Origin of the sequence: Sphingomonas sp. 2SG, assembly GCF_005503285.1 — a bacterium.
GTDB classification, from domain to species: Bacteria; Pseudomonadota; Alphaproteobacteria; order Sphingomonadales; family Sphingomonadaceae; genus Sphingomonas; species Sphingomonas taxi.
Window position 1 is genome coordinate 1 of the sequence record NZ_SCMZ01000080.1, and the last position, 9,760, is coordinate 9,760.

Sequence of the window (9,760 nt, forward strand, 5' to 3'; positions counted from 1 at the left end):
CTCGTGGGCTCGGACAGGAGTATAAGAGACAGGTGCCACCGGTTGCGGCGCCGGTAGCGGCTGGATCATCGCTACCGGCGCCGCAACCGGTGGCACCGGGCCGGTCGCCGCCGTGCTCACCGGCGCCGCCGTCAACGGCGGCAGCGAGGCGAGATAGGCCTTGCCGTGCATGTGGATCACCGCGACGCGGTCGGGATTGGCCGCCGCCACCGCCTGCAGATAGGATCGCGGCTTCTTCATCAATTTGGGATGATCGAGACCGGTCAGGCCGGCGATGCGGGCGGCTTCCTTGACGAAGTGGATGCAGTTGCGATCGTTGAGATTGTAGCGTCCGTCGCCGGTCTTCTCGTCCCAGGCGGCGATCAGCGTCAGCATCTGCGCATATTGTGCGTCGCTCAGCACCACCGAGAATTGGGCGTCGCTGGTGCCGATGTAGAAGGGGCGCGAGATGTCGAGCCGACCGGCGACGCTGCCCATCAGCAGCGCGGGCGAGACCGACTTGGCGGTGAAGCCGTAATTGACGTCGACCGGCGGCCCGCCGGCATCCTGCACGCCGCGCAGCGTGAAGAAGGCGTGCGGGAAGCTGTTGCCCAATTCATGGCTCCAGAAGGTGATCGTCACCGCCGCCCACGCCGGGGCCGACCCGAACAGCGTGCCGAGCAGCAGCAGCGTAGCGAGGAGCGGGCGGAGCAGGGACCGGTGCATGGCGTTCATACTAGACGGAAGTTTAGCCCGCGGACATTACGATTATCCTACCTGATCCAGGTCGATGACAGGGGCTGCGGCCTCGCCTAAGACGCAGCCGTGACGTCGCTCCGCCGCCTGTTGCTGGATCATCGCTCGCTCGCTTTGTGGCTGGCGGCGCTGGCGCTTGCGGTGCGGCTGCTGGTGCCGGCGGGGTTCATGGTCGGCAGCGTCGACGGGCGGCCGGTGCTGCAAATGTGCAGCGGCTACGGTCCGGTCGCGCCGATGGCGATGGCGCATGGCGGCCATCACGGTTCGGGCGGCCATCGCGAGGCGGATCATCCCGCCACCGACATGCCCTGTCCCTATGGCGCGCTGGCGCAGGCGGCGACGACGCCGGTCGACCCGGTGTTGCTGGTGCTCGCGATCGCCTTCGTCATGGCGCTCGGCGTGCGCGCGACGCGCTGGCCGGCGTTGCGCGACCGCGCGCATGTGCGGCCGCCGATGCGCGGACCGCCGCGCCTTTCCTGATCCATCCACAACGACACTGACGGTGCGGCCCGGGAGAGGGCACGCGCCAGGATCGGGAATTGCCTGCAATGATCTTCCTACGAACCGCCACGGCGGCGGGCGTCGCGCTCGCCCTCGCCCCCGTCCTCGCGACGCCGGCATGGGCGCAGCGCCACGACCATGATGCCGACGCCAACGACACCAGTTTCTCGGTCGGCGACATCGTCGTCACTGCGCGCGACATGGCGCGCTCGACCAGCAATATCGTCACCTCGATCGACCGGCTCGGCGGCGACGTCGCGCAGCGGCAGAGCGTCGACAATACATGGGAGCTGTTCGCGCGGCTGCCCGGCGTCTCGCTGACCGACTTCAACCAGGGGACGACCTCGGGCCGCTTCTCGATCCGCGGCTTCAACGGCGAAGGCGAGATCAATGCGGTCAAATTGCTGATCGACGGCGTGCCGAGCAACGCCAACGACGGCGGCATGCCGTTCATCGACGCGGTGATGCCGCTCGACATCGCGCAGGTCGAGCTGGTGCGCGGCACCGCCGATCCGCGCTACGGCCTGCATGCGATCGCCGGCAGCGCCGATATCGCGACGCGGATCGGCGGCAATTATCTCGACGCACGGGGTCTCGGCGGGGCGTTCGGCACTGCTGAGGGACAGCTTTCGGCGGGTGTCGAGACGGGCAGGCTCAGCCAGAATTACTTCGTCGGCTATCGCCACAGCGATGGTTTCCGCGATCACGCCGGGCTCGACCGGGTGAGCCTCGCGGGCAAATGGTTCTACGACTGGGGCGCGGTGCGGCTCGGCGGGATCGCGCGCTACGCGCAGGTCGAGGCGCAGGAGCCCGGCTATCTCACCGACGCCGACGCTTATGCCGACCGGCGGCGCTCCTATCCGGTCTCGGCGACCGACGGCGGGCGGCGGCAGATGAGCCAGTACAGCCTGCACCTCGATGCCGATCTCACCGATACGCTGGCGCTGAGCGCCAAGGGCTATGCCAACGGGCTGCACGACGACCGCTTCGTGCGCTTTTCCGCCACGGTGGCGCAGCAGCGGCGGCTAGCGCGTGAGGACCAATATGGCGCGCTGGCGACGCTCCATTATCATCCGAGGGTCGCCTTCCTGCACCGGCTGATGCTGGAGGTCGGCGGCGACGTGCAGGTGCAGGATAACGAAAGCCTGCGCTGGCTGACCGCCAGCCGCATCATCATCAGCCAGACGCGCGACCAGGCGTTCGGCCTGACCGTCGCGGGCGGCTATGCGCAGGCAGTGATCGAGCCCACCGCATGGCTGAGCATCACGCCGGGCTGGCGGTTCGACACCGTCTCCGGATCCCTGCGCAACCGGCTGAACGGGCAGCGCTATCCGATCAACGATTACGGCACGATCAGCCAGCCCAAATTGAGCGTCGCGATCACCCCGGTGGCGGGTGTCACCGCTTATGGCAATTACGGGCGGACGTTCCAGATCGGCGTCGGCGCCGGCGCCTACAAGGTGCCGCCGCGCACCACCGACCTTGCGCCGTCGATCAACGAGGGCTGGGAGGCGGGGGTCAAGCTGGCGCGGGGTCGCTGGCTGGAGGCGCGCGTCGCGCTGTGGGAGCAGACCGCGAGCGGCGAGATCAAGCGGCGGCTCAACGATCCCTCCGGCGACAGCGACAATCTCGGCGCGACGCGGCGGCGCGGGCTCGACGTGCAGGTCAGCGTGACGCCGGTGAAGGGTGTCAATCTGTGGGGCGCCTATTCCTATCAGCGGGCGCGGATCGTCACGCCCGATCCGGCGACGCCGTCGCAGGCGGGCAATTGGATCGACCATGTGCCGCAGAACCTGTTCTCCGGCGGGGTCGATGTCGTTCCCGTCGAGCGGTGGCGCGTATCGCTGTGGGGCAATGGCCAGTCGAGCTACGAGCTGACGCCCGCCAACACCTTGCCGCGCTACGGCGCCTATCTGGTGGTGGCCGGCGAGGTGGCGTGGCGGGTGCTGCCGCGGCTCGAGGTGGCGGCGCAGCTGAAGAACATCGGCAACCGTCGTTACGAATATGTGTGGTATGACGGGACGCAGGTGCTGCACTCGCCGGCCGATAGCCGCGCGCTTTATGGCAGCGTGCGGCTGACGCTGTGAGGGCGCGGGTCGTCGTCCGGCGCATCCATTTGTGGCTGGGGCTGAGCGTGGGCGCGCTGTTCGCGCTCACCGGGCTGACCGGGAGCGTGCTGGTCTTCTACACCGCGATCGACGGCGCGCTGCATCCGGGCCTCGCGCGGGTGGCGGCGGGGGCGCGGCCCACGTCGTGGCAGGCGGTTTATGCCGCCTTGCACCGTGCCGAGCCGGGGCGGACGGGCGCGTGGCGCATCGAGGTGACGCCCGACGGCGGGCCGATCCCGGTGCGCTATTACCAGCCCGTCGAGACGCGGGGGCGGGCGTTCGCGCCGCTGATGCTGTGGCTCGACCCGGTCAGCCTGCGGGTGGTGCGGCGCGGCCATTGGGGCGATTACTGGACGACGTGGATCTATGATCTCCATTACCGGCTGCTGCTCGAGGAACCGGGGGCGATCGTGATGGGGATCGCCGGGATCGTCATGCTCGCTATGCTAATCAGCGGTTTGTGGGCGTGGTGGCCGCGGCCGGGCGGCTGGCGTCGTTCGCTGGCGTGGAAGCGCGGTGCGGTGCGGTCGCGACGCCTGTATGACTGGCACAAATGGACGGGGATCGGCGGGGCCTTGGTGCTGATCGTCGTGACGGTGACGGGGGCGATGCTCGACCTGCCCGATCAGGTACGTCCCGTGGTGGCGCGAACTTCGCCGCTGTTCGTGCCGCCGCGATTGTCGAGCGTGCCGCGGGCGGCAGGAGTCCTGCCGCTCGACGATCTGGTGCGGCGGGCGGAGCGGGCGCTGCCGGGCGGCGCGCTGGCGTGGATCGAGACGCCGGCGGATGCGCGCGGCGTGGTGCGGGTCAATTTCGCGCTGCCCGGTGAGCCAAGCCGGCGTTTCCCGCGCAGCAACGTGTGGCTCGATCCCTATGACGGGCGGGTGCTGGCGGTGCGCGACGCGCGGCGCGACAGCGGCGGCGACGTGCTGCTGACGTGGCTGCATCCGCTGCACGACGGGGAGGCGTTCGGCTTGTTCGGGCGGTGGCTGGTGTTCGTGTCGGGGCTGCTGCCGGCGGTGCTATTCGTCACGGGGGTGTGGCGGTGGCGGGTGCGGGCGCGTTCCGCGGCTGGCTGAGGAGGTGTTCACGCGAAGACGCGAAGACGCGAAGAGAATGGTTCACGCGGAGGCGCGGAGAAGCAATATCTGTTGTCGGAGACACGCCTGATCTTGCTGACCCACCCCCGGCCCGTTCGCCCTGAGCTTGTCGAAGGGCAGGTGAGTCCCACCGTTCTTCGACAAGCTCAGTACGAACGGTGGTGGAAGGATGCCGGGTGATTCACTGACCCCGACCCTCAATCTCAAAGGCTCAACGCTCCAGCATAAATCATTCGTTTCGCGCCTCCGCGTGAACACCCTTCTTCGCAGCTGCAGCATGAACCACCGCAAGCCAGGGAGCCTTAACCGCGGTCGTGCGTGTTAGCCCGATGCGTATCCCCTATCTCGACGTGACGTTGCCCGAATGGCAGGCCCGGCTGGCCGGGGTGCTGGTCTTCGTGCTGATCCTGGCGGTGGTGCATCGCATCCTGTTCGCGGTGCTGCGCAAGGTCGCCAGCCGGACCGCGACCAAGACCGACGATATCCTCATCGCGCGGCTCGGGCGGCCGACGTTCTGGCTGATGATCGGCGTCGCGCTCGCCGCGTCGGGGCCGGGGCTAGACCTGCCGCGCTATTGGGAGACGATCTGGCAGCGGGTGATCGGATTGCTCACCCCGGCGATGTTCGGCTGGATGCTGCTCGCCGCGCTCACCGCCTATCGCGACCTCAGCGAGGTGCGGTTCGACATCACCGCCACCGACAACCTGCGTGCGCGGCGGCGGCGGACGCGGATCAGCATCCTCCACCGGATCGGCGTGTTCGTGCTGATCCTGCTGACCGTGATGATGATGCTGATGAGCATCCCCAGCGTCCGCACGATCGGCGTGACGCTGGCGGCCTCGGCGGGCGTCGCCGGCCTCGCGATCGGTGCCGCCGCCCAGCCCGCGCTCAAGAATCTGATCGCCGGCATCCAGATGGCGTTCACCGAGCCGATCCGCATCGACGACGTCGTCATCATCGACAATGAATGGGGGCGGATCGAAGACATCCGCCTGACCTATGTCGTCGTGCGGATCTGGGACGACCGGCGGCTGGTGGTGCCGGTCTCCAAGTTCCTCGAAAACAGCTTCCAGAACTGGACCCGCGAGACGAGCGCGTTGCTCGGCTCGGTGTTCTGGTATCTCGATCCCGCCGCCGACGTGCCGCGCATCCGCGCCAAACTGGAGGAGGTCGTCCGCGCCAATCCGCGCTGGGACCAGCGCTTCTTCAACCTGCAGGTGACCGATTCGAAGCCCGACGGAACGATGGAGTTGCGCGGGCTGATGACCGCCAAGGACGCCTCGACCGCCTTCGACCTGCGTTGCGACGTGCGTGAGGCGATCTATGCCTTCATCCGCGCCGAGATGCCCGAGGCGCTGCCCCGGGAACGTCTCATGCGGGCTCCGTCTGCTCCTGCTCCGTCTCCACTGTCGGACCCATCAGCGCATCGGTGAAGGTCTTGCGCCACCAGCCGATATCCTCGCGGGTGATGACGTCCATCATCTTGGTCCAGCGCTCGATCCGTTCCTCGCGCGGCATGCGCAACGCGAGCATGATCGCGTCGGACATCTCCTCGGCGGAATAGGGGTTGATGAGCACCGCGTCGGTAAGCTGGCAGGCGGCACCGGCGAAGCGCGACAGGATCAGCACGCCGGGATCCTCCGGGTTCTGCGCCGCGACATATTCCTTGGCGACGAGATTCATGCCGTCGCGCAGCGGCGTGACCAGCCCGATCTTGGCGGCGCGATAGATGCCGGCGAGCACGTCGCGCGGATAGCCCTGGTTGACGTAGCGGATCGGCACCCAGTCGATATCGGCATAGCCGCCGTTGATCCGCCCCGCGAGACCCTCCAGCGTGCTGCGGATCTTCTGATAGCTGCCGACGGTCGCGCGGCTGGGCGGCGCGATCTGGAGCAGGGTGACTTCCTTGCGTTCCTCGGGATGCTCGTTGAGGAAGCGTTCGTAGCCGAGGAACCGCTCCTCCAGTCCCTTGGAATAATCGAGCCGGTCGACGCCGACGATCATGTCGCGGCCGACCGCCGCATCGCGCATCTGGCGGAAGGCGAGGCGGCCGCGCGTGCTGGTGGCGAGGCCGGCGAATTCCTTGGCGTCGATGCCGATCGGGCAGGCCATCACCTTCACCCGGCGATCGTCGAGGACCAGCTCGTCGCCTTCCATCCGCGCGCCGAGTTCGGCGAGCGCATAGTCGCGGAATGAATGCAGCCATTCGTCGGTGTGGAAGCCGATGACGTCATAGGCGAACAGGCTGCGCACCAGCGCCTGCGCCTCGGGCAGGATCGACAGCAGCCGGCGCGGCGGCCATGGAATGTGCAGGAAGAAGCCAAGCCTGTTCGTCGCACCGCGCTTGCGCAGCTCCTCGCCGAGCGGGAACAGGTGATAGTCCTGGATCCAGACCGCGTCGTCCTCTTCGATCAGCGGCTGCACGGTATCGGCGAAGCGTTCGTTGACGCGCTGATAGCCGCCGGCGAATTCGCGTTCGTATTCGGCCAGATCGACCCGGTAATGGAACAGCGGCCAGAGCGTGCGATTGGCATAGCCGTTGTAATATTCGTCGATATCCTGCTCTTCGAGATCGACGGTTGCGGTGGTGACGCCTTCGTTGCGCTGGAAGGTGATCTGGCCGGTATATTCGTCGGTCTGATCGCCCGACCAGCCGAACCAGATCCCCTTATATTCCCGCAATGCGGAGGCGAGCGCGACCGCAAGGCCGCCCTGTGCACCGGAGTCAGAGCCCTTCGGGGCAGAAACGCGATTGGATATGATGATCAGGCGGCTCAGCGGATCGAACTCCATGGTTTAGACAACAGGGCGGCACAGTTGATCATGCCGACCAGCGAATAGGTCTGCGGGTAATTGCCCCACAATTCCCCCGATGTCGGGTCGATATCCTCGGAGAGAAGCCCCGCTGCGGTGCGCCGTGCCAGCATCTCGTCGAACAGCGCGCGCGCATCGGCATGGCGGCCGGTGAAATGTAGCGCCTCGATCAGCCAGAAGGTGCAGACGTTGAACGCCGTCTCGGGCAGGCCGAAATCGTCCTCGGTATCGTAGCGCAACATGTGGCTGCCGCGGCGCAGGCCCTTTTCCACCGCCTCCAGCGTGCCGATGAAGCGGGGATCGTCGGGCTCGAAGAAGCGCAGGTCAAGCAGCTGGATCAGGCTGGCGTCGAGATCGTCGCCCGAGAAGGTCGCCGACATGCGGTTGGTCTCGGGCCGCCATGCGCGCGTCTCGATCTCGGCGCGAATCGTGTCGGCGCGATCCTGCCAGAAGGCGCGACGGTCTTCGAGGCCCAGCACGTGGGCGGCATTGGCGAGCCGGTCGCACGCCGCCCAGCACATCGCCGACGAATAGGTGTGGACGCTCTGCCGCGTGCGCAGCTCCCACAATCCGGCATCGGGCTGGTCGTGGAACTGCCACGCCCGCTCGCCGACATGTTCGAGGCTTTCGAAATCCTCGCGGCCCGACTGGCGGAACAGCCGTTGGTCGAAGAAGGCGTGGACGCTGCACAGCACGATCTGGCCGTAGGCGTCGTGCTGGATCTGCTCATAGGCCTGATTGCCGACGCGCACCGGCCCCATGCCGCGATAGCCGGTGAGGCCGGGGGCGAAGCGCTCCTCGAGCGTCGGTTCCCCGAGCACGCCGTATAGCGGCTGGATATGGCCGCCCGCGGCGCTGTCGACGATGTTGCGCAGATAGCCGAGATAGCCCTCCAGCACGTCGAGCGCGCCCAGCCGGTTGAGCGCCTGTACGGTGTAATAGGCGTCGCGCACCCAGCAATAGCGATAGTCCCAGTTGCGCTCCGACCCGGCGTGTTCGGGGATCGAGGTGGTGAGCGCGGCGACGATCGCGCCGGTTTCCTCGTGCTGGCATAGCTTCAGCGTGATCGCCGAGCGGATCACGACGTCCTGCCATTCCAGCGGGATGGCGAGGCCGCGCACCCATTCCTGCCATTCGGTGATCGTCTGCGCGAGCATCGCCTCGAGCGTCTCGGCGAGGTCGCCGCTGAAGCTTTCGTCCGGCCCGAGGAAGAAATGCAGCGGCCGTTCGAGGCGGAAGGCGCGCTCTTCCTGCACCATGCCGATCGGCGCGGTGGTGGTGAGGCGCAGCTGCATCGAATCAAGCAGGATGCGCAGATGGTTGGAGCCGCCTATCTGTTCGCGGCAGGTGCCGCCCCAGCCGCAGGTGGTGCGCAGCTTGACGGTGACGCGCGGGCTGCCGGCGATCGGCCGGACGATGCGCGCGAAGGCGACCGGGCGATAGGTGCGTCCCGTCCGCACGAAACGCGGGCAGAAGTCGGTGACCTCCAGCACGTTGCCGGCATCGTCGGTATGCGTGCTGACGAGGATCGGCGTGTTGCGGATGTAGTGTTGCTCGACCTTGACCGAATTCTCGATGCCGATCGACCAATAGCCGCTGTCCGGCTCCGCGCCGCCGACCAGCGCCGAGAAGAGCGGATCGCCGTCGACGCGCGGCACGCACGCCCAGACGAAGCGGCCGGCACGATCGATCAACGCGCTGACCTGGCAATTGCCGATCGGCCAGAGGTCGACGCTCATCGCGGACGCATCGGGCTCAGGGGTCATGCGGCGAGGCTTTCGGTTGCGGCTTCGAGCCATTGGAGGGTCTGGGCGACGGTATCGAGACGATAAGCGGCGGAGGTATCACGCGGCGCGCCGATCAGCACGCCGGCGCCGCCTAGCGTGCGTGCGGCGACCATCGCCGGCTCGTCGGTATCGTCGTCGCCGAGGAAGACGGGGCGGCGGCCGGCCATCGCGGGGCTCTGCATCAGCGCGTGGAGCGCTGTGCCCTTGTCGGCGCCGGGGACGCGCACCTCGACCATCATCTTGCCGGTCTGGAGATGCAGGCCGGCGTCGGCGGCGAGGCGGGTGGCGAGGGCATGCGCCGCGGTTTCGGCGGCCGGCACGGCGCGATAGTGGAGCGCGGCGCCGAGCGGCTTCTCCTCGACCAGCACACCCGATGTTGCAGTTGCGAAGGCTTTCATCTCGGTCACTATACGGTCGAGGGCGGCCGGGCGTTCCGCGCGTTCGTGCCGTCCGTCGGGCCAGCGCACCTCGAGCCCGTGGCTGCCCGAGATGGCGAAATGCGGATCGCCGAACAGGGCGCGGATGCCGCTGACCGGGCGGCCGGAGATGATCGCGACGCGGCCGTCGAGCCGATCCGACAGCCGCTCGATCAAGGCGGCGAGGCGCGCGTCGACCGCGACTGCCTCCGGATGCTCGGCGAGTTCCACGAGCGTGCCGTCGAAGTCGAGGAACAGAGCGGCGTCGCGCAGCAGGTCGGCGGGGGGCGGGGGGAGGT

8 protein-coding genes are annotated in these 9,760 nt (G+C 67.8%); 4 read left to right on the plus strand and 4 right to left on the minus strand.

Annotation, left to right across the window (positions count from 1 at the left end):
* The coding region (locus FFS23_RS19135) for a hypothetical protein (RefSeq protein WP_249340763.1) at positions 1 to 705 on the minus strand (705 nt) is incomplete at its 3' end.
* A gap of 99 nt (positions 706 to 804) precedes the next feature.
* Between FFS23_RS19135 and FFS23_RS19140 the strand changes: the two genes are divergently transcribed.
* The 4 genes from FFS23_RS19140 to FFS23_RS19155 all read left to right on the plus strand — a co-directional run bounded on the left by FFS23_RS19140 (position 805) and on the right by FFS23_RS19155 (position 5,877).
* Positions 805 to 1,215 carry a DUF2946 family protein gene (locus tag FFS23_RS19140; RefSeq protein ID WP_137899851.1) on the plus strand — a complete coding sequence of 137 codons (411 nt, stop codon included), beginning with the start codon at positions 805 to 807 and terminating at the stop codon, positions 1,213 to 1,215.
* A 68-nt stretch (positions 1,216 to 1,283) separates the two neighbouring features.
* A complete protein-coding gene (locus FFS23_RS19145; RefSeq protein WP_137899852.1) occupies positions 1,284 to 3,323 on the plus strand; it encodes a TonB-dependent receptor in 2,040 nt (679 codons plus the stop codon).
* Positions 3,320 to 4,423, plus strand: coding sequence for a PepSY-associated TM helix domain-containing protein (locus tag FFS23_RS19150; RefSeq protein ID WP_137899853.1), 1,104 nt, complete (start codon positions 3,320 to 3,322; stop codon positions 4,421 to 4,423). The genes FFS23_RS19145 and FFS23_RS19150 overlap by 4 nt, the downstream gene beginning before the upstream one ends.
* 350 nt (positions 4,424 to 4,773) lie before the next feature.
* Positions 4,774 to 5,877, plus strand: coding sequence for a mechanosensitive ion channel family protein (locus FFS23_RS19155; protein ID WP_137899854.1), 1,104 nt, complete (start codon positions 4,774 to 4,776; stop codon positions 5,875 to 5,877).
* Here the strand turns inward: FFS23_RS19155 and FFS23_RS19160 are convergent.
* The 3 genes from FFS23_RS19160 to otsB form a co-directional block, all read right to left on the minus strand.
* Complete coding sequence (locus FFS23_RS19160; RefSeq protein WP_137899855.1) at positions 5,816 to 7,237, minus strand: alpha,alpha-trehalose-phosphate synthase (UDP-forming); 1,422 nt, start codon at positions 7,235 to 7,237, stop codon at positions 5,816 to 5,818. The two genes, FFS23_RS19155 and FFS23_RS19160, sit on opposite strands and share 62 nt — an antisense overlap.
* A complete protein-coding gene (locus FFS23_RS19165) occupies positions 7,219 to 8,997 on the minus strand; it encodes a glycoside hydrolase family 15 protein (protein ID WP_038661070.1) in 1,779 nt (592 codons plus the stop codon). Before FFS23_RS19165 ends, FFS23_RS19160 begins: the two co-directional genes overlap by 19 nt.
* A 23-nt stretch (positions 8,998 to 9,020) precedes the next feature.
* A partial coding sequence (gene otsB, locus FFS23_RS19170) for a trehalose-phosphatase (RefSeq protein WP_137899856.1) occupies positions 9,021 to 9,760 on the minus strand: 740 nt, incomplete at its 5' end.